This is a genomic window from Adonisia turfae CCMR0081, assembly GCF_011009555.1.
In the GTDB taxonomy this organism is placed as follows: domain Bacteria; phylum Cyanobacteriota; class Cyanobacteriia; order Phormidesmidales; family Phormidesmidaceae; genus Leptothoe; species Leptothoe turfae.
Genome location: NZ_QXHD01000004.1, coordinates 2,624,792 through 2,648,323, shown reverse-complemented (window position 1 = coordinate 2,648,323; position 23,532 = coordinate 2,624,792). Strand labels below are relative to the sequence as shown.

The following is a 23,532-nucleotide window of genomic DNA, read 5'->3' as shown; positions in this document are numbered from 1 at the left end:
GCACTGCATCATTTAGCTGTCCTGAGTCTAGACAGGTGAGGCCTTTGTAGTAGACTGCGATGGGACTTTGCCAATTAACCGTATATTCAATGGGAATAACAGCCGGGATAGCAGGTGCTGTTGGTTCTTCTGGTGCGATCGCTTGAACTGGAACGGCGGATTGTTCCTCGATAGTCTCTTCAGCATCTGGTGTTGTCGGTTTCCAGACTGGGATGGGCGTACCTTGCAGCGCATTGGCCTGATCGTAGCAGCGGTTGGCTTCTCCCTGTTGTCCTAGTGCTAGGAATGCATCCCCTTTAGCTTTGAGAGCGTTTACCAATGAACTGTTCAACTGTAGCGCTCTATCAAACTCTTCTAGAGCGGCTTCCGGTTGCTGCAGTTTTAGCAAAGCATTTCCTTTGCCGAGCCATGCTTCGCCTTCATTTGGGTCTACGGCAGTCGCTTGGGTAAACTGCTCCAGAGCATTGCTCCCCTGGCCCAGTTTCAAAAATACTTGACCGAGGCCCAGTAGCCCCAAGATGTTTCTAGCAGAGAGTTCTAGTAGCCGTTGAAAGTAAGCTTTAGCCTTGTCCAGTTGACCTGACTTTAGACAACTCACCCCTTTTTGGTAAACAGCATCGGCGTTTTTCCAGTCAACGGTTTCTTCAATAGGAAGAACGACTGGAGGAGTAGGTGGTACGGGTTTAACAACTAATTGGATGGGAACAGCGAGTATCACCGGAGCCTGGGGCGGTGAAGCGGATATAGATTCTGCCGGAGTTGTTTCTGTAGGCGTTATTTCGGGAGTAACAGTTGGTGTTTCATGGTATGTTTCGACAGATACAGGTGTAATCTCCTGAGCAGTTTCAGTGGTGGTTTCAGTGACAGTTTCAGTAGCACCAGGTGCTTCTGGTTCCTTTAGTTGTGTTGATGCTGGCGGTGTTGGAATAACAGGAGGTGGCTGTACAGGGCTGGGAGGCTGTGCAGGTACTTGAGACTCTGGGACAGAGACTTCCTGAGTAGCAGTCTCTTCTTCTGCCATCTCCTTTGTTTGTCTGCGTCGGCTAAAGCCAAATAAAAATAATAAGGGCAGCGGTAGGAGCCCCCACAGCCAGACGGGGATACCAACACCATTTGTATTGGTCGCCGTTCTAGTCAGCGCAGGAGGATTGAGGGCGGTCGCTACAGCGGCGGCTTCGGCTGTTTTTGCAGCTCCTACAGCAGCCTTGCCAGATTCTCCTGTCACCCAATTGATAAAGGGTAGAACGGTGTTAGCATTGTCCTTTCTATAGACATAGCCGCGCACTTGAGAATAGGGATAGTATTTGTCGCTGGGCAGGGTGTCTAGCAGTACGGCTATTTTTACGGTCTTTACTTGTCGTTGGCCCTGGATTTGACTTGCGATCGCATAGCTAATACCATCATTTCCCAGCCGCCGAATCACCGCAGCAGTATCATCGGTTTCCAGACGCACCACCTGGGCACCTTGGGCTTGCTCAGAGTCTGTCAAAATGCCGTATTTACTGAGAACAAGACGGGTATCGCTGGTGAGGGGACGATCGATAAAACGAATGGGGCCAGGTGTGCCACCGATTTCAGCCCAGTTAGTAATTTTACCGCGAAAGATTTGAGCAAATTGATCCAGTGTCAATGTGCCATTAAATCGATTGTTACGGCCAATGATGATAGAAATTGCATCCTGACTAACGGGAATTTCGATCAGTCCTTGAGCTTTCTCCTGAGCCGATAGAGAACGACCAATAGCGGCAAGATCAATATCATCCTTTAGCAATGACTCTAGTGCTGGGTCAGTACCATTCGCCCGCAGCGTCACGTCCGTTCCTGGATACTCTTGCTCAAAGCGTTGTTTTAAGGCCTGATTGATGGGCTGCATCAAGCTAGTCCCGTCAATTCTCAACGCTTGTTCTTGCTCACCCCCCCCTAACACCGCCTCAGTTTGAACCACCTTATTAACAACAGCGGGGGGGCTATTCGATGTTGCAGCAACTGTCGGAGTCATGCCATCAACTAGAGTGACAGCCATCGCTGGATAAGGAAATACAGTCAAAGCCAGGACTAAAACAAGACCCAGAAAGACCAAACGCCGGGAGGTGGGAGCTGACCTGCGGTGCGGTAGAGCCATAGAATTTGCCGTGTAGAGGTAGATGTAGGCAAGTGATGGGTGGGGACACCTAAATGTAAGCTATTTGATTTTCGCAGGGATGCTGTGTTGGAAACAAATCATCTTTACGTTAGCCATGGCTGTAAGTCACGTTTCTCAAAACAGTAGGGCATCTTTTCAGATGAAATTGCCCCCATAACGTATGTCTATGGAGCCAATAACCCTCTAGAAGTCAGGCTTAGTGGTCTCTAAAGCACTGGACACATTGTTTTAAGAGATCAGACTACGGACACTTAACCTAATTTATTGTAGTTAAAATTTGTAACACTAAAAGTCTGTCTACCAGATAAGTAGGTGAGCAAAATAGACTACACAAGACTTTTTGAAGGTAACACCGTTGAAAAAGCACACAAACCCCAATTATTCTGGGGTCTTCAGAACTCAAAATCTCCCCGATTTTAGGAATTTAGGGGACCTCCAGTATTGTGAAATTCATTGTACTTAACCACTTAACATTGCCAACCTATGTAACGAAGTGATACCCATACAACACACGGTCTCCAAAAGAGCAATGTCCCAAAAGATTTAGGATAGGGCAGCTCGACCTATATGCTAGAAGCAGTGATTGCCCATGCAAAAATGGCTACTGAAAGAACCCCAGTTACTGTCCTACTTACGGCTGAAATATTAGAAAAGCTACGCCCTTACCAACAAGAACGCGATATTACCTCTGTGACTGAAGCAATTTTGACAATTTTGCATGAACAGTTAGAAATCACTGACAAACCGACACCGCCGTTCTCCCCTAGCCCTTCGATTTATGATGGTGTTGAAGATGGAGCCTGTGAGGTATTGACAGAATATTTAGGAGCCTAAGGGCATTAGCCAAAGATATCTAACAACAGTTTGGATGCCATCAGAAAACAAACCGTGGCAACAACTGGGCGAATTAAGGCTGCACCTTTGGCTAAAACGATCCTGGCTCCTATGGAGGAGCCTATCACCTGACCTGTCAGCATGACTAAACCGACGCCCCAATACACCTCCCCAAAAGCAAGAAAGTAAAGCAGTGATGACACGTTGCTGGTGCAGTTCAAAATCTTTGTATAGGCGGTTGCTTTAGTCAGGTTATAGCCTCGCAGACTGACGAGTGATAAGGCCATGAACATACCCGTCCCTGGTCCAAAAAAGCCATCGTAAAACCCGAGGAACGGAGCAATCAATACAGAAAACGGGTTGTGTGCTAAGCGTTGTTTCTGGTCAGTGGCTCCGAGCCGGGGTGATAGAGCAAAATAGGCACCCATGCCAATCAGTAAGAAAGGGATAATCGCTTTGAGAACAGTGCTTTCGATCTGTAGCACCAGCCAGACGCCAATCACAGCTCCAACAAAAGTCATAAATACGGTGAGCTGAATGTCCTTTAGGCGCACAATTTGTTTACGCAGGAAATAAAGAGATGCGACCAATGTGCCGCCGCTGCCTTGGAGTTTATTTGTGGCTAAGGCAGCGGCGGGCGGTATGCCCACCATCAGCATTGTGGGTAAGACAATGAGCCCGCCACCACCGGCGATGGTGTCTACACAGCCTGCTGCCATTGCCACTACGAATAGCAGCGTCACCATTTCAATGGTAAATTCCATTTGTGTGTCCCCTGAATAGTCATGACCGGTAATCAATGCTCAGGCAACTTATCACGTCATGCATAGGGGCTGGTTTGGGAGATAGCGCAATTTTCTACCAAAACAGAGCAATTATATTCAAGCAGCGTTTTAAAGATTGCCCCACAGTAGGGACTGTAGGTTGAACTGCAAAATTAGGTCGCTGAGGACAGCCATATGGATTACTACACGCTAGGAAATACTGGATTGAAGGTTAGCCGTTTGGCCCTGGGCACGATGACCTTTGGTGATGACTGGGGTTGGGGGGCTGATGAAGCCAATGCCCGCCAGTTGTTTGATGCCTATGTGGAAGCAGGGGGCAACTTTGTTGACACGGCAGACCTGTATACCAACGGCAATAGTGAGCAGATGTTGGGCCGGTTTATTAAGGATAGTAAGACTCGCGATCGCATTATCATTACCACCAAATTTAGCTATAACTCTGAGCCCGGCAACCCCAATGCAGGCGGCAACGGGCGCAAAAATATCCTGCGTGCCGTCGAAGGTTCCCTGGAGCGCCTTGGCACCGACTACATCGACGTCTATATGCTGCATACCTGGGATCAGGTCACTCCGGCAGCCGAGGTGATGCGTACCCTGGATGATTTAGTTCGCTCAGGCAAAGTCCGACATGTCGCCCTATCGGATGCCCCCGCCTGGTATGTCGCTCAAGCCCAAACCCTGGCCCAAGAACGCCATTGGGAACCCATCAGCACTGTGCAGCTGGAATACTCCCTAGCCGAGCGCAACATCGAGTTTGAGTACTCAGCACTGGCTAAAAACTTGAGCACCAGTTTGATGGTGTGGTCTCCCCTGGCCAGTGGTCTGCTTTCTGGAAAATATAAACCTTCTGAGCAAGGTGGCGAAGGTTCAGGTCGGCTGGCAATGCTCGCCAACAGCGGTAATCCAGCTTTTGACAAATTTACTGAGAAAAACTGGGCCATCGTTGCAGAATTGGAGCAAGTGGCCAAAGAGTTGGACCGTTCTATGGCGCAGGTCGCCCTTAACTGGGTTGTCAACCGTCCCGCCGTTGCCTCAGTGATTATCGGAGCCACTAAGCTACACCAACTGCAAGATAACTTAGGTGCTTTAGACTTCGAGATTCCCACTGAGCTACAGCAGCGATTAGATCAGGTGAGCCGTCCCGATTCTCGTTTTCCCTACACCTTCTTTGAGCCTAGCCTCCAGGGCATGATCAATGGCGGTGCCACCGTTGGTGATCAGCCTAATTCGTTTAATCAGCCTGTTTTAGTCAAAGGCTCAGGAGCAGGAGTCGTTGCAGAATAGGGTTAACCTTTACCACCGCTGATGTAGGCTGCGGTTAGCTCATGGTTTGGTGCTTCAAACATCTGCTGGGCGGTGCCAAATTCAATCAATCGCCCTACGCCGTGTTGCACCCAAAACATGCCCACCTGATCAGCAATGCGACTAGCCTGAGCCAAATTATGAGTAATCACCACCTGGGTATAACGAGGCCGTAATCGCGTAATCAAGTCCTCAACAATGCCGCTGGCAATCGGGTCCAGAGCACTACAGGGTTCATCCAATAATAAAACCTCTGGCTGTAGCACCAAGGCTCGGGCAATGCACAACCGCTGCTGTTGCCCACCCGATAGAGCTAGCGCCGACTTACGCAGACGGTCTTTTACCTCTGACCATAACCCCACATCCCTAAGCACGACTTCAATCGTCTCTGCCAGTCGATGGCGCTCGGTCATCCCATGTTCTCGCAAAGGCAGAGCAAGATTCTCCCAAATACTCAACGGAAACGGATTAGGCCGCTGAAAAATCATCCCCACCCGGCGACGCAGCGACAGGGTATCCGTATTCGGATTCAGAATCTCCATCCCAGCCAGCCGAATTCGCCCCTCCACATGACAATCAGGCACCAAATCACTCATCCGATTTAAGCAGCTCAAAAAACTACTCTTCCCACAACCCGAGGGACCCACAATCGCCGTAATTTGCCCCACATAAATCGGCAGAGAAACCCCCTCAAAAGCGATGTGACGACCATAGCGCAGACTCAGCTCTTGAACTTCTATTAAAGGCGCAGACTCAGCAACATGAGAAGCAGCCTGTGAGTGGTAAGAAAGCATAGTCGAGAAAATAACTAAGGTGGGAATCAAATTGAAAAGAGACTTAAAGAATTAAGACGATAAAAAAGAACCTGGAGAATTTAGATAACCTTTCCCATAAGGCGCTTGTGCTTAAATAATCATCCTATGAGCCCATCTACAGCCCCAACCTGGGCCTTTATTTTTGTGCAGTCCATAACCTTACCTCACCGACCAACGCCACGTAATCAACGCCGTCAACCCATTCAAACCCAACAACATCCCCAATAACACCAACGCCGATGCTGCCGCATTCCCATCCCCACCCGGCACATTCATCGACAAATCAAAAATATGAATTGACAACGCCCGTCCCGAATCCAACAGCGATTCTGGAAACCGATCCACATAACCGCTTGTGAAAATTAAAGCAGCTGTTTCCGCCAAAGCCCGCCCCATCGATAACACCAGACCCACCATGAGCCCCGGTAGCGCAGCAGGCAAGAGAATCTTGAATAATGTAGTGGTTTTAGAAAGACCCAGAGCAGCAGCCCCTTGTCGGTAACTGGCAGGTTGCGATCGCAACCCCTCCTCCGTCGCCCGAATCAGCAACGGTAACACCATACAAGCCAGAGTCAACCCTCCAGAGAGAATCGAAAACCCCAACCCCAACACCTTAGAGAAAAACACACTGCCAAATAACCCAAATACAATCGACGGCACCCCAGCCAAAAAATCCAGACTACGCCGTACCCACATCCCCAACCGCTTATCACTCACCGTAAACTCCGCAAGCAACAGTGCCGTGGCTAAGCCTAAAGGCAGCGCAATCGCTAAGCACACGCCTAATATCAACAGCGTAGACACCAGGATAGGGGCAATTCCCCCTTCCCGCCCCGCATTCATCGGCTCAGACAAGAGAAAATCTAGGGATAATTGCCCTAATCCCTGCCCAACAATCGATAACACAATCCATAGAAAAACGGCAGTAATACTGGCTGCTGTGGCCCAAGTCGCCAATGTCAACAAGTAATCGAGCCATTTTGTAGCGTTAACTTGAGAGACTATTCTAGATACCATAACGTCTGCCTTGCTCCTCTGCACCTAGAGCAGATGTAATCATCACCAGTAATCCCACCAGACCCAATAGCACCAACCCACTGACAAATAGCACTGAGCGATGATCCATCGTCGCATAGGCCATTTCCAACGCAATGTTGGCAGCCAAAGAACGCACCGGCGCAAAGACAGAATTTGGAATCTGCACCACATTACCGCAGACCATAAGCACCGCCATCGTTTCTCCCAAAGCACGGCCTGTTGCTAGAACAATTGCTGTGATTAGACCGGAACGCGCAGTCGGTAAAACAATCCGGCTGAGTATCGTCCACCGTGACAAACTAAGCGCCTCAGCACCCTTTAAATAATCGCCAGGCACATCTCCTAGACTGGTTTTTGAAAGGAGTGCCACCGTCGGCAATATCATCAGACTCAAGATCAAAATCCCGGCCAACAAACTTTGCCCCGGTGGATGAATCTGATTAATCTTGGGTACTAGAACGACTAATCCCCAGAAGCCATAGACCACGGAGGGAATCCCGGCCAACAATTCCAAAAGTCGCTGATAGATAGAGGCCAGAAGTTTGGGAGCATAAAACTGACAGAACAGAGCTGAGAGCAAACCGAGGGGAGTTGCGATCGCAATCCCGCCCAACGCTATTAACACCGTTCCCAATAAAATTGGCACCAGGTTAAACTGTCCCTCCAACGGATGCCAAGCCTCATCCCCGAAGAATCGCAGTATGCCGATAGACTGCAAAGCAGGTAGCGATTCCTTGAGGACAAACACCGTAATCAATACGCCGATGGCTGCGGTGATCCCTGCCAATAACCGGAGGCCATTTAGCAACAGCCAATCATGGCGCTTAGCCCGTCTAAGAGACGCAGATGAGTCCACCTGATGCGATAAATTACCTTTACTGGGAGAAATCAATGGGTACAAAGTTCTGTTGCTCCACAATGTCGTGGACTTCAGGGGACTGGGCAAAATCAATAAATGCTTTCGTGAGTGTTTCTGGCTCACCCTTGGTCACAAAGTTCAGGGTACGCGACAGGGGAAATGAACCATCCTGCACCGACGCTGTACTCGGGTTGATACCCTCCAACGGCAACAGCTTTAGCGGCGCGCCCCGAGCAATACTGTTTTCCGCTGCGCCAATGGACACATAGCCAATGGCATCTGGATTGCCAGTGATCGTCTTAATTCCCTGCTCATTGTCACCAATGATGACCTGGGCGGCGATATCACTATTTTCTAACTTAAAGTGTTTGAGAAACACCTCTAACGTGGAACGCCCTTCCGCCTTATTCACTACACTGACAGGTGTATCATCCCCGTCCACCGCTGACCACTGAGTAATGCCACCGGTGTAGATATCTATAACTTGCTCAGGGCTCAACTCCGTCACCGGATTATCAGCGTGGATAATCATCGCCACACCATCGCGGGCCACCGCATAGGCCGTGACATCCGTTTCATCTGCGGCTAAATCCCGCGACATCATGCCAATATCCGCCTGACCGCTGCGGGCATCAGCTAATCCCCGTGAGGAACCCCCTGTCTGCACATCCACCCGTACTTCGGGATGTTCTTGCTCAAAGCGTTTGCCTAGCTCTGAGGCGAGGGGTGCCACTGTACTAGAGCCCGTCAAAATAACTTTTCCCTGTAGTTCACCATCCGCTGATTCCGTTGGTGGTGAACAGGCTGATAAACCAGCCAAGGTTAAGGCAATTAACCCTAATCTTTTCAAGTCAAGCGTTTGTACCATAGACCGACGTCCTTTAAAGAGACAACGTTCAGGGCACTGTGGTCGAACATGATTGCTAGAGGATGATCCCCAAAGACCTTACCGAAACGATAGGACGCAACAGTCCAGGTTTAGGCTATTTCGCTCAATCAATACGTCGGGAGACAGCCGATAGAGTACCTGCTTACCATTCCTTTCTGCGATTACAAACTTAGCCTGTCGTAATACACGTAAATGATGGGATAAAAGCGTTTGCTCTACATCCAAAGCAGTCATTAGAGCGCCCACTGATTGAGGCCCAAACTGCAATTTCTGTAATACGCCTAACCGCGTGGTATCCGCCAAAATCTTGAGCTTGTCGACGCACGTGACCTGATCCATAACCTTGAGATTGACAGGGGCAGCTTAGAATGAACTGAGATTCATATGAAATATGATTCATATAGGTTAACAAAGAGTTATGGGCGGTAGGGGCTCCCCTTGTGGGAGCCCTTGGGGTAACGCCTCTGCCGGTAACAGAGTCCCTCTAGGTAACGCTCCCCTCAACGACTAAACAATAGCCACACACCAACCAACGCCACGATCGCCCCGCAGACAGCTCGCACCGTAACCCGCTCGCCAATGACCAGAGCCATGGGGATCACCATGATCGGACTCGTTGCCAGCAGTGACTGGGCGATGCCAGCCGGGGAATATTTCAAGGCCACTTGCTGTAGCCAGATGGCTAAATAGGTGCCAAAAAAGGCTGCGATCGCCACACCCCCCAACAACCGGCCAGATGGACGCATAAATACCTGCTCTTGCCGACGCCACAGCAATAATCCACCAATACACACCAACCCTGCCGACAGCCTGAGTAAGCTACTCCATAGCGGATCGACAGCCGTGTCGGCCAACGCCGCCCGTGACAGCACACTACCAATCGACTGCCCAAGCGCGGCCATGATCCCCAACAAGATCCCCCGAGTAATGGCCGCTTTTGAGCGGGTGCTTTGAACCTGAGGACTCCGCTCACTCACCACCCAGATGATGCCTGCCAACGTCAGCCCCATGCCCAGGCAGGCCAAAGCCGACAGCTGCTCCTGCAAAAACACCAGTGACATCAAAGCAGCCATAGGCGGAGCCAGCATTTCCAGTAATAAAGCCTGCCGCGCTCCCAAGGTATTCACCGTGGCAAAGTAAGCCGTATCCCCCAGTCCAATGCCCACCACACCACTAATTAACAGCAGTACCACTGACCCCATCGGCAACGATGCCAGCAACTGCTGCCGTACCGCCAGGGTGAGCACGATAAACCCAATCGCCATTGATCCCTTAATCAGGTTCAACACCAGGGGCGATAGCTGCTTCCCCAATCGGCCGAACATCAGCGTCGCAAATGCCCACAGCCCCGCCGCACTCAGCGCCGCAATTTCCCCTTGAAACATCCTTAGTTAGTTCTCAATTGTGAGTTGTGAATTATGAGTTAAAGGCATCGTACAGGAGTTCTAAATTGTGGGTGGTCGGTTAGTTAATGGCATCCTAGAGAAGCGTAAGCTGTGTAAGAAAGTCTCAACCCCTTGCGGCGTTTAGCCAACCTCCCATGTCAGTTGCTCTCAACCTCCATCAAACACCCCACACCCCACACCCCATTCCCCATTCCCTGTCCCCCGCTCTTAAATCCCGCCTCGCCACTCCCCTAAACATTGGCACTGTTGAAGTTCACAGTCGGGTTTTACAGTCGCCGCTGTCTGGGGTAACCGATCTTGTCTTCCGCCGACTCGTGCGCCGCTACGCTCCACAGTCGATGATGTATACCGAAATGGTGAGCGCTGCCGAACTGCACCACATGCGCAAGCTACCCAAGGTGATGGAGGTGGATCCTGGTGAACGGCCCATCAGCATTCAGCTATTTGACCGTAGACCCGATTTTCTAGCAGAAGCAGCTAAGAAAGCCGCTGATCAGGGCGCGGACACCGTTGATATCAACATGGGCTGCCCCGTTAACAAAATCACGAAGAATGGCGGTGGTTCATCACTGTTGCGGGACCCTGATACAGCCGCCCGCATCATTGAAACCGTTAGCGCTGCCGTATCGATACCGGTGACGGCTAAGACGCGCATTGGCTGGTCTGAAGACGACATCAATGCTGTGGATTTTGCCCGTCGTCTTGAAGTAGCTGGGGCGCAAATGTTGACACTTCACGGTCGTACCCGCTCCCAAGGCTATAACGGCACTGCCGACTGGAGTTGGATTGCCAAAGTGAAACAGGCTTTGGCGATCCCCGTGATTGCCAATGGGGATATTTTTTCAGTGGATGCGGCAATTGATTGTTTAGAGCAAACCCAGGCCGATGGCGTTATGTGCTCCCGTGGCACCCTAGGTTATCCCTTTTTAGTCGGGGAAATTGATCACTTCCTCAAGACTGGCGAGCGTCGCCTGCCGCCCACAGTCATCGAGCGTCTACGTTGCGCCCAGGAACACTTGAGGATGCTGGCGGATTACAAGGGTAAAAGCGGTATTCGCCAGGCTCGTAAACATATGGCCTGGTACGCTAAGGGCTTTGATGGGGCCGCTGAACTGCGGGATCAACTATGCCGCATCGAGTCTGTGGAAGAAGGGTGTGGCTTATTAGACGAGGCGATTACGGTAATCTCCCCAGAACTTTACCGCCATAGCCTCCTAAAGCCCGCTATAGTATAAGCATTTTTAGAAGCGTTTTCGGGCCAGTATCAGCATGTCTTACGCCACCTACAGTTCCAGAGCAGATATGGGCGAACTTCGCCGTTTACGTAGTCTGCTACCCCCAGAACTGCAAAGCTGGGTTACGGTTGAGCCCGCTATGGATGTAGGCCCACCGCTGATTACCTCTGAAGAGCTAGGCAAAGATCAGGTCGAAGTTCAAATTGACTTGCCTAAGTGGGAACAGCTGGCCATTGACCAGCGTAATTTACTGTTTTGGCACGAAGTTGCCCGCGTTCAGAACGATACAATTCCCCGTGACGGTTGGGAGATGGCTGCTTTAGCTATTGGTCTTGGGGGTGCTGTCGGGGAGCTGTGGGTTCAAGATGGCCTCTTGCTGATGTTGGCTTTAGGGCTGTGTGGTATTTCTGGCTGGCGTTTATACAAGCGCAATAACGCAGAAAAGACCCTTAAAGAAGCCATGGACGCGGACGAAAAAGCCATTGCTTTAGCCACTCGTTTTGGCTATTCCCTACCCAATGCCTACAAGAGTTTGGGCAGTGCTTTGAAAACTCTAATTGAGCAGACACCCAAGAAAAAGCAGCGCGATCGCTATGTGAAGCGGTTAGAAGCATTAAAGCGCAGTGCTAATCGAGCTAAGGATCGAATTCGAGCTGATCGTGATGCTTCTCGAGCCTACTAGTTCATTAAAATTTTAGAAAAAATTGAAAAGTTGTCTGTATTTTTACAGACGTAATCTCCTTGCTTACATGTTTCAATCAAGGAAAGTTGTTATATCATTCAGCTGGGTTGATTGATCCTGTAGTATCCGTATAATCATGTAAAGAATTGCCACTTTGGCTATGGACTTTCACTTGGATACTATAAAGATTACGTCAAACCTTTTATCTAAGACCTTGAAGGTCCTACCATAATGGTGGTCGTTGCTCTGGCGTAGCTGTGCCACATGAGAAAGTCTGAGGATGAGCTATCTAGCCAGAAGAGTTTCCTGAAGAATAAAGAGGTAACGGTTAGGACACCATACTGACCGCTACGGGGTAGTTGAGTCGCTTGTCCAAATTAACAGTTTCACTTTTTGGTCAGTGTTTTTGATCTGTATAAGTTGTTTTGAGTGAGTTTGATGAATGTAGTAGTAAAGTAGTCAGTTTCTTTTAGGTGATTGATCCTTCAATTGCGAACTTTAAAGCTGCTCTTTTTACATAAACTTCAAAAACTCTAGTGCATTGCAGCCTGGTTACTACATTTGTTTTAAGACCAAGTTAGCCTTTGTTTAAGGATGTTTTTCTTTAAACAGATCGCGGCCAAAACTTAATGTCCTCAATGACAGGTGTTGCCCCAGGTAGTGTGTTTATCCTTTCTGAAAGCTGTTAAGGGAACCCTTTGGTTACTTGTTCATATCTTCAGAAAAGTGCCATGTAACTTGGCACATTTGCGAAAGACATACTGGGCATAATGTAGGACCGTATTATTGAAGCCTAGACGTATTTCTATAGCCTCAAAAGTTGGTCTTCTTAGCTTTCTAGCCCTGCTTGCGCTTGTTGCTTATCTGTTGACCACGACATCAGTAGTCAGAGCGATTTCCATGCGTATACTCATATATTCTTACAATTATCACCCCGAGCCCATCGGTATTGCCCCCTTAATGACCGAGTTGGCAGAAGGATTAGTTACCAAAGGGCATGAGGTGCGGGTGGTTACGGCTATGCCTAACTACCCCCAGCGTAAGATTTATCCCCAGTATCGTGGTCAACTTTTCTGTGAAGAGGAGCGCAACGGTGTTAAGATTCAGCGTTGCTATGTTGCTATTCATCCCAACCCCGGTGTTGTCACTCGTGTACTGCTAGACGGCAGTTTTTCGCTATTAAGTTTTTTACAGGCCCTCAAAGGGTGGCGGCCAGACGTTATTTTGTCGACTAGTCCGTCGTTGCCAGCCTGTATCCCCGTAGCGGTATTAAAACTTATCTATGGGTGTCCGACAGTGCTTAGCCTCCAGGATATTTTGCCAGAGGCGGCTGTTAGGACAGGGCTGATTAGTAATCAACTGGCTATCCGGATTTTTGAAGTATTAGAGAAGTTTGCCTACGCCAGTGCGACTCGCGTTGCTGTAATTACTGATAGTTTCTCGAAAAATTTGGTCAGTAAAGGTGTACCTGTCAGTAAGATTAAGCGCATCTGCAACTGGGTTGATACTAACTTTATTCGTCCTTTACCGAAATATGATAATCAGTTTCGGCAAAAGTATGGATTACAAGATAAGTTTATTGTTCTCTACTCCGGTAATATTGCTCGTACCCAGGGGGTTAGAACGATTATTCATGCAGCAGAAGCACTACAGCATTTTCAAAATATTGAATTTGTCATTGTGGGCGAAGAGCGTCAGCTTGGTGATTTGAGAAACCTGCGTAAAGAGCTGGGGGTTAACAATGTGACGTTGCTACCCTTCGCGCCTCGGGCTGAACTACCAACAATGTTGGCAGCGGCAGATGTGTCGCTAATTATGCAGAAAGCCAGCGTGGTCGGGTTTAATATGCCATCCAAAACGATGGTGCTGTTGGCCAGTGGTCGACCCATTGTGGCGTCTGTGCCTGATGGCGGGGCCGCTGCCCAAGCTGTGAGAGATAGCGGTGGTGGTTTGGTCGTAGAGCCTGAGAAGCCAAAAGCCTTAGCTAAGGCGATTCAAGATCTATACCATGACCCTGAGCGGATCGAACAGTTGGGTAAACGAGGACGGGGGTATGCGATCGCAAACTACTCCTTTGAACAATCCCTTGAGGGGTATGAGACCTTACTCGATAGCGTCGTTGATAAAATGACGGCTACTACATCCATGTCCTCGACACTGCGGCCCAAGAAGATTACCCTTAAGCCGTAGTCACAGCTGCCAACTCAGTCTGAACACTGGAGACAACCTGGGGTAACAGAATAATAAAGGTGGAGCCTTTGTCCACTTCACTTTGAGCTGAAATTGTACCGTTTAACATGCGCACAAATTCGCGGGTGATGGTGAGGCCTAAGCCGGTGCCACCATACCGTCGAGTAGAGGACAGATCTGCTTGGGTAAACGCCTCAAAGATTTTGTCCAGCTGATCTTTTTCCATGCCAATCCCCGTATCGGCAACGGTCAATTCAAGATAGTCTTCTGTTTGATAATGGATGGTCTTAACCGTTAGAGTCAGCTGACCGTTTTCAGTAAACTTATTAGCGTTGCTAAGGAGGTTGAGCAAACACTGACGTAGCTTGTCAGCATCGCTTTCCACGGACTCGACTTCACTTAGATTCTCGATCACGACCTTGTTGCGTTTAGCATCAGCGACTGGATGAATTGTGTCCATGACATCCCGTATCAGCTCAGCAATATGGACAGGTTCTAAATGAAGTTCCATGCGGCCAGCTTCAATTTTGGATAAATCCAAAATGCTGTTGATCAGATTTAATAGATGCTTACTAGAACCCTGAATTTTGCGAAGGTCAGGGACCATACTCTCATCACCATTGATCTCAGCTTCTTCTTGCAGAATCTCACTGTAACCAATGATGCTATTGAGCGGTGTGCGCAGCTCATGGCTCATATTGGCTAAAAACGTACTTTTTGTCCTGGTTGCTGATTCAGCCGCTTCCTTGGCTTCGACTAATTCAGCCGTACGCTCTTTGACCCGAGATTCTAGTGCTTGATTATTAGTTTCTAGGGCCGCTATCGACTCCTGCAGTTGCGACGCCATCCGATTAAATGTATGGGCAAGAAAGCCGATTTCATCATCGCTAACAATGGGAATCGACTGCTCTAGCTCTCCCTTTTCCAGCTGAGTGGCCGCTGCTGTAATAGCCGCAATCGGCTTAGTAATACGACGCGATAGTAAATAAATACCCGACAACAGTAAGCCCGTTGCCACAGATCCGATCAGCAGAATATTTCTGGCCAGGCCACGGGCAGGGGCAAAGGCCTCTGTCTGATTGATTTCAGCAATCAGCGCCAAACTTTGACCATCTAGCCAACGATAGACGCCGATGACGGGTTGGCCCGCGTAGTTTTGATAAAGACCCGAACCACGCTGACCAGCAGTGGCTGCATCGATCGCAAAGCTGGTTAAATTGTCCGGTGCCCCATTGTCTTTGCCTGATGCGATGAATGTGTTTCTGCGTTCTAATTGTCCGACAAGATAAGTGGTTCCGCTTTCCCCTAGTCCTGTGCGATCTCGAATCAGTGAATCAACATCCTGCAAATCTAAGGTGACCGAAAGCACACCAACGCGATTTTTACTACTGTCTAAAATAGGTGTGGCAAAGGTAATAGCCGTTGCCCCGGTAACGGGGGATATGTACAACGTTGGGACAATCTTGTCTGTAGCATTGGAAAAGTAGGTGGTGGTGGCCCCCAAGGGCTGATATGTTTTCTCTAATGCTTTATTAGTTGAAAATAAAACAATTCCACCCTCGGTGAGAATGGAAACTTCAGCTAGATTGGTCTTGGCTGAAATAATATCCTTTAAATATAAGGAAAGTTTGTCATAAGCGTCCTGCCTAGAATCATCATTAGCAAGCGCTTTGGTCTGTGTCTTGACCTCTGGCAAACGGGCTAAGAGTAAGATATCGCTACGCTGAACTTTAAACCACTGCACGATTTCTTCTTCTTTAAGGGTGGCAGCGACGCTGAGCCGATCAAACAATGACTGTTTAATAGTCTCTCGTGCTGAAAAGTATGTGCTAACTGAAATTATCAGTACAGTGGCTGCTGACAATAATGATAATGGTGTAATTAACTTTAACAGCAGGCGTTTCTTTTTATTGTTCACGTTTGCCCTTTATGTTTGGTAGAGTTTGATCGCAGAGAGAGAGCACCCTGGCAATAGCTATTGCCAATCGTCAAATATTTGTTGAATCAGTTGAATGGCCTCATCTGCAGCTGATTCATTATCGAGTTCACCGAGGGCAATTTTATTCATAATCTGCCCCCAAATATTTTGCTCAGCGACCTCACCATAAGCGGGGTTTAATACTTGGTATGCAGGCCGTGTATTTTGTAGCTGTTGAACAGCGACAGAAATGTGAGTATCTCGCTGCTCTTGCCAGAATGGGTCTTTAAAGAGTTCGGGCATAACGGGTAAATACCGCCCCTGGGCACCTTTGGTATAGGCCGATAGATTATTAGGCTGGGCTAGAAAAGCCAGAAAGTCTTTGGCCGCTGTCTGTTGCTTGGAGTTAGCTAAGATAACGGCCTGTTTAATTTCAATGACATAGCGCATGGGACTACCATCTGGCTTGCTGGGCCATTCGACCGTCGCCAGATTTTTGTAGTAAGTCTCATCATCACTGCGCTGGGAACCTGGAGCCGAAAGGGTATGATTGACGGTCATCAGGCTTTTTCGACTTAGAAGCGAGACATTATTGCCTGTGTTATCCCAATCAACGGCATCTGGGGGAACCGTATTATTCTCGAAAAATCGGGCATAGTCTGCGATCGCAGTCACAAAGGCTTCTCGATTTTCTGGTGTTATGGCAAAACTACCCGATTCATTTAGAACTTGAACATTATGGGCTTCTAAAAATTGTTCAAAGTTATTGTAGGTATCGAGGCTAAGGGACATTGGCATACCCACACTGTAAATGTCACTGCCTTGATTCGCCTGAAGTGTGGAATGAATATTCTGCCAAAAATCCCAGAAACTTTGCCAGTCTTTAGGAATAGTTACCCGACGTTCCCCGACGGCATTGATTAATAAATCTTCCCAATAGTGAATATGAATGGCTGACTGCATCAGTGGCACAGCATAGTAGCTACGGCTGCCTCCAGTCTTATTCTGATAGTTAACGCCGTCCAGCACATTATCTGTGTAGTACTGTTTAATCGGTTGAATTACATCAGAGACATCGGCAAGTTCTCCATTCCACGCTAAACGAGGAATACTCGTTAAGTCAGCTGAGCCAGAATAGAAAATATCAGGAATATCGTCGGTACCGGTGCTCAATGCCCGATCAAGTGCTGCCAGAATGTCTTTCTGGGGAATAACGTTGAGTTCAACCTCTATCTGGCTTTGGGTTTTCCAAACTTCAATAATCTGTTTAAGTGCATCAATTTCCTCTGGATAAAACCCCTCTTGCCACCATATCTTAAGTTTGTTCTCAGATGGTATGTCATTAGGGGTGGAGACTTGTTGTCCGCGGGTACAGCTCGCAATCAAACCACCTAACCCAAACAGTGATAACTGTGCAAATTTGCGCCGTTGCATAAATACAATATCTCCAATAAAAATAGCTACTACCTCAGAGGTAAAACTATTCAAACAATCATGAAAAATCTGTATTCAGAAATGGAGAGATCAGCCTTAAAAATTCCACGTATTCTGACGATAGAGCGACCTACGGGAGCATCTAATAATTGGCCCAAAAAATTGCTTGAACGATTGCTATCGATATACAAACACCCTTCATCCTGATTTTTCGATATGCACCCAGATACTTTTAATAAAAGGTATTAACTTGCTAAACAGATTGCTTTTTGCCTCTGCCTAGACTCGTTAACATCACATCAAGCCTGAAACAATTCTCATCGTTTTATTACTGAAGCTTGAAATAAGAATATCACTCTGTATCACATATATAGTCTATGGGATATTACTGCAAGTCTAATCAATAAAATAGGAAAAATGATACTTACTGCCCATATCTTAATGTTTTTCATGAGGTCTTTCTAATGAAAACAATGATTTTTTAAATAATTTATTCTAAACACAACACAGCTACTTTTGTTACCATCAATGGAGTGATAATCAACACATGAGTTTGTGTAAATTCACCGGGTTTATCTAAATGTTCAAGTCCATTAGATGTGCTCAGGAAAGTAAGGTAAAGAAATCGTGTTAGATACAAGCTTTATCTTAAAAATAAGACGAAGAATCACCTTGTATTTTTAATAGAAACTACCCATCGAATGAGCATTTACTCGATGGGTAAGCTGTCTTTATTAAGACTACGGTTTATATAAAAGGCCTTTTTATACCAATTTTTCGAACGTCAGCTACTCAGCCTTAGGAAATAAAATCCATTAACGTCCAAATTTTGGATGTACAGACGTTCCATGGAACGTCTCTTCAACATTCACTGTTGGAAGTTAGTTATGGCTTGCTCTTTAGCACGGGTACTTTAAACCTCAGCAGTGGCTAACTGGTGCTTAACGCGGGGAATTATCTGAGGAATCCGAATTTTGAACATAGCCCCCTTATTCGGTCTGTTTTGGGCTGTGACAACACCTCCAAGCATATACACAAATTCGCGAGTGATGGTTAGCCCTAAGCCAGTACCATCAAATGGGCGAGTTGATGAATCATCAGCTTGAGTAAATGCTTCAAAAACATGTTCTAGCTGGTCTGGAGCTATGCCAATACCCGTATCTTCAACTGTAAATTCAAGGTAGCTTTCATCTTGATGCTGTGATGTTTGCACAGTGAGAATAATCTGACCGCGCTCAGTAAACTTATTGGCATTACTGAGTAAATGTAAAAGGCACTGGCGTAGTTTACCAAAGTCGGTTTCAATCGAACCCATGTTATTAGCCGTATTGAGAGTGATGTGATTGAGTTTCCTTTCTGCGTTTGGTCGGATAGTTTCCAGGACATCTTCTACAAGAGCCATGACATTTACGGATTGTAGCTGTAGCTCCATGCGACCCGCCTCAATTTTGGACAGCTCAAGTACACTGTTAATTAAATTGAGTAAATGTTTACTAGAGCCCTGAATTTTACGTAAGTCCGGAATGAGACTGGGCTCACCAATAATTTCCACATCTTCTTCGATCATTTCGCTATAGCCAATGATACTATTGAGCGGTGTTCGAAGTTCGTGGCTCATATTAGCCAAAAAAGCACTCTTGGCACGAGTGGCAGCTTCTGCAACTTCCTTTGCTGCTTCTAACTCAACTGTTCGCTCCTTAACCCGTATTTCCAGCTCTTGGTTAGTACTTTCTAGGGTATCAAAAGACTGTTTGAGCTGCTGACTCATATGATTGAATGCCTGAGCCAGGACACCGATTTCATCTTTACTATTGACTGACAGTGACTGCTCGAGTTGACCGCTTTGGAGCTGAATCGCAGCTTTAGTAATTTCTGTAATGGGTCGAGTAATACGACGAGATAATAAATAAATACCTGATAACAATAACCCCGTTGCCACAAAACCGATTAATAAGATATTCCTGGCGAGGGCACGGGCTGGAGCAAACGCTTCCCGTTGGTTAATTTCCGCTAGGAGAGCTAGATTTTGGCTATCTAACCAACGGTAGACACCAATGACCGGTTTGCCTGCATAGTTTTGATAAAGGCCAGCCCCACTTTCGCCTGAGGTGGCGGCATCAATGGCAAAGCTGCTGATATTACCTGCTGATTCTTCATCCTTGTCAGAGACAATAAATGTATTTTGTTCCTCGATCTGGCCAACCAGGTATGTGGTTCCCGTTTTACCTAGTCCGGTTCGTTCCTGAATTAAGGCATCCACTTCTCTTAAATCTAGAGTGACCTTCAGCACCCCAATCCGATTTTTAGCTGCATCTAGGATCGGTGTTGCTAAGGTAATAGCTGTTGTACCGGTGGTGGGAGAACTGTAGGGAATGGGGGTAATATCGCCTGAGCCATCAGCAAAGTAGGTTGTATTGGCTTCTAGGGATTGAGACGTATTTTCTAGTTTTTTATTGGTTGAAAATACAACCATGCCATCGTCTGCCACAATTGACACCTCTGCGAAGTCGGGCTTAAGCGTGATGATGTTTCGCAGATAAGATGCGAGTTTTATGCGGGCATTTTTTTTGATTTCTGGAGCAGATGACGGTTCAGCTTGGGGGGTATCTTCCGGAGGTGGAACAGTGTCAGATACCAGGCGCTCAGTCTGTGTCTGAATTTCTGGCAAACGGGCCAGCAGCAGAATATCGTTACGATGGGTTTGAAACCACTGAGTGAGTTCTTCTTCCTTGAGGGTGGCTGCTACGCTCAAGCGGTCGTATAGCGATCTTTTCAGGGTTTCCCGTGCTGAGAAATATGTGCTCACTGAAATTGTCAATATGGTAGCGACAGACAATAACGACAGGGGAGTAATGAGCCGAAGCAGTAGGCTTTTAGATTTGATTTTCACGCTGAGCTTCCCTTACAGGCTGGATGGATGTCGTAGGCTGGGAACCCATAGTATCCAGACGAGCAAAGCACTTCCGGATCGCTATGACTGTCAGTTGTTCCCCCCTACACTTCCAGACGCGATCAGGGGTCGTCAGGAGCCCATACTCAGAAACCGTCTAAAAAATCAGGTGTTTCTAAACACAGCTATGTGATGACTGATACCGATAGGTCATGGATACCATGGCTTTATTCTTCTGCTTTAGTTAATTGCTCAAGTAGTTTTCCTAAGCGTGTTTGAGCAGCCCCATAGGCTGGCCAGTCTCCCCGTTGTAGTGCTTGCTGACCTTGGGTGTAAGCTTCTAGAGCAGATTGAATCAGGGCCTGTTGATCGGCTGTGGGAGATGCTGGTGTAGGTGGTGGCGTCGATGTTTCTGGGGTGGTTTCTGCCACTGAAGGTGTAGGACGAAGCTGCCCAAACAGTCTAGTTAAACTGTCTTCCAATGTTTGTTCCATTACAATTGTGTCTTTGTAGGCCACAATCACCCGTTTGAGTTCTGGAATAGCGTTGCTATTGTTATTTTGTCCCCGCGCTTGTAGATAGACAGGTTCTACATACAGCAGTGACTCCTCAATAGGGATAACCAGTAAATCCCCACGAAAGACTTCTGAGCCTTCTTGATTCCAAAGCGTTAATTGTTGAGAAATGTCAGTATCTTGATCGATACGGGAATCAATTTGGCGCGGGCCATAGATTAAGGCCTGTCTAGAGAATTCATAGGTTAACAGTTTGCCATAGTTATTCCCATCACAGCGTGCTGTCATCCACGCCACCATATTATTTTTCTGTACCGGGGTAAAAGGCACGATCAACATAAATTCTTCTGCTTCACCCTCGGGCAGTTTCATGATGACGTAGTACGGTTCCAGGGTTTCTGAGCTTTCTTCTCGTGTGATCTGAGTTGGGAAATCCCAGAGGTCTTCCTGGTTGTAAAACACATCTGGACGATCCATATGATAGGCTCGATAGACTTGAGCCTGAATCTTAAACAGCATTTGAGGATAGCGAAAATGCTGCTGGAGTGTAGGTGGTGCGTTTTCTAAATTGTCAAATAATGTGGGAAAGCTCTGTTGAAAAGAAGCCAGAATCGGGTCCTCTGTGTCAACAATGTAAAGCTTGATGGTGCCGTCATAGGCGTCGACCACAGCTTTAACAGGATTACGGATGTAGTTAGTGCCACTGCTGACAATACGCTGCATAGCGCGCCCCTGTAATACGTCTTCAATGCCCTCACTGCGCCATAGAGGTTCAGAATAGGGATAGCGATCGCTGAGGGTATAGGCATCAACAATCCATTGGAGTCGCCCGTCAATGATGGCTAAATAGGGATCGCTATCGAGGGAAAGAAAGGGAGCTAACTGTTGAATGCGCTGCTGAATTAATCGATGGTAGTGAATCCGAGAATTCTCTCCGAGAGAGTTGGACAGTAGCAGTTGCCAGTCGCCTAGGTTGTAAGCATAGGCTAGTCTTCGTAGCATGGAACCAATGGGAACACCACCAGGACCTGTGTAGTTATATTGGGCGTTATCATTGCCTAGAGGATAGTCAAATTCAGCCTGGTCAGTGCCAGTTAAGATGTAGCGATCTGTTGCTTCCCCATAATAAATTCGAGGTTGCTCGATGGTGAGATCGACAGTGCTTGTTGGGGGTAAGTCCTTGATAAATAATTCCGGTAGACCATCTTCGGTAACCTTATTCACTGGGCTCATGGCCAGACCATAGCCATGGGTATAAATTATGTGTTGGTTGACCCATGTTTGAGCTTGGTCGGGTAGGGCATCATCCACTAGCTCCCGAGGCGATAACATTACCTGACGATAGTCGTTATCTAAGGTGTAGCGATCAATGTCAACGTCTTGAAATTTGTAATAGGGACGTAGGGTTTGCAAACTACCGTAGGTACTTTGCAGAGGGCGATAGTCCCATAGGCGAATGTTGTCGATAGTGCCACTATTATTTTCTAGAGTAGTGGCATCTAGCTGATTTTTAACCTCAAAAGATTCTTGCTGAACATCATCTAGACCGTAGGCTAGGCGGGTAAGTTCAATGTTGTCGGCGATGTAGGGAGCTTCTTTTTGCAGTTCGTTAGGTTCTACAACAAACTTTTGTTGTCCCCAGGGATATACCCCAGTCACCAGAACAAAAACGGCTACATAGAGACTAATGGCTGTAAGCGGTAGCAGAAAACCGCTACGCCACAGGGAAAGTAAGAATAAAATACCGACGGCAATGGTGATGAATCCCATGATGCCGTAGGCTTGCATACGAGCATTGACATCGGTATAGCCGGCACCAAAGACAACGCCTGTTGAAGAATAGAGGAGTTCGTAGCGAGCGAGCCAAAATCCTAAGGCAACGACAGCAGCTAATCCAGCTAACAATACACAGAAGTGGGTTTTGACTTCTCCGGTGAGAAAGTATTTCCAACCGCGTTCTGGGCGAATTTCTCCTTTAACCCCATAAATGCTGGCTGCAAGTGCTAGACTCCATACCAATATTTCGATGATAGCCCTATGTAAACTCTCGAAGAGGGGGAGTTGGAAAATATAAAAGCTCATTTCGCGCCCATACAGAGGGTCTTGGGCACCAAAGTCTACCGGGTGAAGAAACTTGAGGACATCCTGCCAGGCTTCAATACCATTGATGGCAGCGGTTAAAGCTAGCAACGTAATCAGACCGAAACTAACGTAGCGGATTAAGCTTGGTAAATAGGGATCCCACTGGGGATTTTGCACAACCCGTAGGGGACGTTCGCGAGTAATGCGTTGAGCAATTGCATAGTTTATGAATAAAATTAACCACCAGCTGGCAAAGGCTAGGATTGCGATCGCCCCCTGCCAGCGCAATCGAGTCCATAGAATATCTGCAAACCCAACCGAGTCGAACCACCACACTTCTGTGATCAAGTGCACGAAGGATCCAGAGAAGGTAAGCGCAAGAAACCCTCCGAGAATTAGCCACAACCACTTTGCACTCATGCTCTAACCTGTCAGATAACGCCCAAGTATCGGGGATTAAAGATGGTTTACACCATTTGTTCCTCGAACCTACAAAGCTTAGCGCAAGCTTATGA

Annotated in this window: 17 protein-coding genes; 5 read left to right on the top strand and 12 right to left on the bottom strand. The window is 47.6% G+C overall.

The annotated features are described in order from the left end of the window. On the bottom strand, nt 1–2,122 hold a 2,122-nt coding region (locus tag DXZ20_RS15700; protein WP_250565778.1), incomplete at its 3' end, for a substrate-binding domain-containing protein. 588 nt (nt 2,123–2,710) lie between these two features. On the opposite strand from DXZ20_RS15700, the gene DXZ20_RS15695 reads away from it, so the two are divergent. After that, the gene (locus DXZ20_RS15695) at nt 2,711–2,977 is read left to right on the top strand and encodes a hypothetical protein (RefSeq protein ID WP_163699150.1); all 267 of its coding nucleotides are present in this window, start codon (nt 2,711–2,713) and stop codon (nt 2,975–2,977) included. A 5-nt stretch (nt 2,978–2,982) separates the two neighbouring features. Here the strand turns inward: DXZ20_RS15695 and DXZ20_RS15690 are convergent, their stop codons facing one another. Next, nucleotides 2,983–3,741: a TSUP family transporter gene (locus DXZ20_RS15690; RefSeq protein WP_163699148.1), complete on the bottom strand. Its 759-nt coding sequence runs from the start codon at nt 3,739–3,741 to the stop codon at nt 2,983–2,985. A 195-nt stretch (nt 3,742–3,936) separates the two neighbouring features. Between DXZ20_RS15690 and DXZ20_RS15685 the strand changes: the two genes are divergently transcribed. Further along, nucleotides 3,937–5,046, top strand: coding sequence for an aldo/keto reductase (locus DXZ20_RS15685; RefSeq protein WP_163659491.1), 1,110 nt, complete (start codon nt 3,937–3,939; stop codon nt 5,044–5,046). 2 nt (nt 5,047–5,048) lie between these two features. On the opposite strand, the gene DXZ20_RS15680 is transcribed toward DXZ20_RS15685, so the two are convergent. From DXZ20_RS15680 to DXZ20_RS15655, 6 genes are all read right to left on the bottom strand, one after another. After that, nucleotides 5,049–5,858, bottom strand: a complete 810-nt coding sequence (locus tag DXZ20_RS15680; RefSeq protein WP_163699146.1) for a phosphate ABC transporter ATP-binding protein — start codon at nt 5,856–5,858, stop codon at nt 5,049–5,051. Between the two features lie 180 nt (nt 5,859–6,038). Further along, nucleotides 6,039–6,896 (bottom strand): phosphate ABC transporter permease PstA, encoded by an 858-nt coding sequence (pstA, locus tag DXZ20_RS15675; protein ID WP_163699144.1) that lies wholly within the window; start codon nt 6,894–6,896, stop codon nt 6,039–6,041. Continuing rightward, the gene (pstC, locus tag DXZ20_RS15670) at nt 6,886–7,818 is read right to left on the bottom strand and encodes a phosphate ABC transporter permease subunit PstC (RefSeq protein WP_250565777.1); all 933 of its coding nucleotides are present in this window, start codon (nt 7,816–7,818) and stop codon (nt 6,886–6,888) included. Before pstC ends, pstA begins: the two co-directional genes overlap by 11 nt. Further along, nucleotides 7,793–8,644 carry a phosphate ABC transporter substrate-binding protein gene (locus DXZ20_RS15665; protein ID WP_163699142.1) on the bottom strand — a complete coding sequence of 284 codons (852 nt, stop codon included), beginning with the start codon at nt 8,642–8,644 and terminating at the stop codon, nt 7,793–7,795. Before DXZ20_RS15665 ends, pstC begins: the two co-directional genes overlap by 26 nt. Nucleotides 8,645–8,722: 78 nt before the next feature. Continuing rightward, on the bottom strand, nt 8,723–9,004 hold the full coding sequence (locus DXZ20_RS15660) for an ArsR/SmtB family transcription factor (protein ID WP_163659498.1): 282 nt from the start codon (nt 9,002–9,004) through the stop codon (nt 8,723–8,725). Between the two features lie 161 nt (nt 9,005–9,165). After that, nucleotides 9,166–10,050: a DMT family transporter gene (locus tag DXZ20_RS15655; protein ID WP_163659499.1), complete on the bottom strand. Its 885-nt coding sequence runs from the start codon at nt 10,048–10,050 to the stop codon at nt 9,166–9,168. A 155-nt stretch (nt 10,051–10,205) separates the two neighbouring features. Between DXZ20_RS15655 and dusB the strand changes: the two genes are divergently transcribed. From dusB to DXZ20_RS15640, 3 genes are all read left to right on the top strand, one after another. Beyond that, nucleotides 10,206–11,306 (top strand): tRNA dihydrouridine synthase DusB, encoded by a 1,101-nt coding sequence (gene dusB / locus DXZ20_RS15650; RefSeq protein WP_163699140.1) that lies wholly within the window; start codon nt 10,206–10,208, stop codon nt 11,304–11,306. Nucleotides 11,307–11,340: 34 nt separating this feature from the next. Then, complete coding sequence (locus DXZ20_RS15645) at nt 11,341–11,988, top strand: DUF3318 domain-containing protein (protein ID WP_006518962.1); 648 nt, start codon at nt 11,341–11,343, stop codon at nt 11,986–11,988. A gap of 900 nt (nt 11,989–12,888) precedes the next feature. Then, nucleotides 12,889–14,178, top strand: coding sequence for a glycosyltransferase family 4 protein (locus tag DXZ20_RS15640; RefSeq protein ID WP_163659501.1), 1,290 nt, complete (start codon nt 12,889–12,891; stop codon nt 14,176–14,178). Here DXZ20_RS15640 and DXZ20_RS15635 read toward each other — a convergent pair. The 4 genes from DXZ20_RS15635 to DXZ20_RS15620 all read right to left on the bottom strand — a co-directional run bounded on the left by DXZ20_RS15635 (nt 14,168) and on the right by DXZ20_RS15620 (nt 23,437). Continuing rightward, nucleotides 14,168–16,096: an ATP-binding protein gene (locus DXZ20_RS15635; RefSeq protein ID WP_163699139.1), complete on the bottom strand. Its 1,929-nt coding sequence runs from the start codon at nt 16,094–16,096 to the stop codon at nt 14,168–14,170. The genes DXZ20_RS15640 and DXZ20_RS15635 overlap by 11 nt on opposite strands. Nucleotides 16,097–16,153: 57 nt before the next feature. Further along, complete coding sequence (locus DXZ20_RS15630; RefSeq protein ID WP_163659503.1) at nt 16,154–17,530, bottom strand: ABC transporter substrate-binding protein; 1,377 nt, start codon at nt 17,528–17,530, stop codon at nt 16,154–16,156. A 913-nt stretch (nt 17,531–18,443) separates the two neighbouring features. After that, nucleotides 18,444–20,336, bottom strand: a complete 1,893-nt coding sequence (locus DXZ20_RS15625; RefSeq protein ID WP_348918670.1) for a sensor histidine kinase — start codon at nt 20,334–20,336, stop codon at nt 18,444–18,446. 311 nt (nt 20,337–20,647) lie between these two features. Further along, nucleotides 20,648–23,437 carry a UPF0182 family membrane protein gene (locus DXZ20_RS15620; RefSeq protein ID WP_163699135.1) on the bottom strand — a complete coding sequence of 930 codons (2,790 nt, stop codon included), beginning with the start codon at nt 23,435–23,437 and terminating at the stop codon, nt 20,648–20,650. Nucleotides 23,438–23,532: the final 95 nt, after the last annotated feature.

Bases quoted from the DNA above. Each gene is read 5' to 3' on its own strand.
- DXZ20_RS15695 (WP_163699150.1), top strand. From the start codon at position 2,711: ATGCTAGAAGCAGTGATTGCCCATGCAAAAATGGCTACTGAAAGAACC.
- DXZ20_RS15690 (WP_163699148.1), bottom strand. From the start codon at position 3,741: ATGGAATTTACCATTGAAATGGTGACGCTGCTATTCGTAGTGGCAATG.
- DXZ20_RS15685 (WP_163659491.1), top strand. From the start codon at position 3,937: ATGGATTACTACACGCTAGGAAATACTGGATTGAAGGTTAGCCGTTTG.
- DXZ20_RS15680 (WP_163699146.1), bottom strand. From the start codon at position 5,858: ATGCTTTCTTACCACTCACAGGCTGCTTCTCATGTTGCTGAGTCTGCG.
- pstA (WP_163699144.1), bottom strand. From the start codon at position 6,896: ATGGTATCTAGAATAGTCTCTCAAGTTAACGCTACAAAATGGCTCGAT.
- DXZ20_RS15665 (WP_163699142.1), bottom strand. From the start codon at position 8,644: ATGGTACAAACGCTTGACTTGAAAAGATTAGGGTTAATTGCCTTAACC.
- DXZ20_RS15660 (WP_163659498.1), bottom strand. From the start codon at position 9,004: ATGGATCAGGTCACGTGCGTCGACAAGCTCAAGATTTTGGCGGATACC.
- DXZ20_RS15655 (WP_163659499.1), bottom strand. From the start codon at position 10,050: ATGTTTCAAGGGGAAATTGCGGCGCTGAGTGCGGCGGGGCTGTGGGCA.
- dusB (WP_163699140.1), top strand. From the start codon at position 10,206: ATGTCAGTTGCTCTCAACCTCCATCAAACACCCCACACCCCACACCCC.
- DXZ20_RS15645 (WP_006518962.1), top strand. From the start codon at position 11,341: ATGTCTTACGCCACCTACAGTTCCAGAGCAGATATGGGCGAACTTCGC.
- DXZ20_RS15640 (WP_163659501.1), top strand. From the start codon at position 12,889: ATGCGTATACTCATATATTCTTACAATTATCACCCCGAGCCCATCGGT.
- DXZ20_RS15630 (WP_163659503.1), bottom strand. From the start codon at position 17,530: ATGCAACGGCGCAAATTTGCACAGTTATCACTGTTTGGGTTAGGTGGT.
- DXZ20_RS15620 (WP_163699135.1), bottom strand. From the start codon at position 23,437: ATGAGTGCAAAGTGGTTGTGGCTAATTCTCGGAGGGTTTCTTGCGCTT.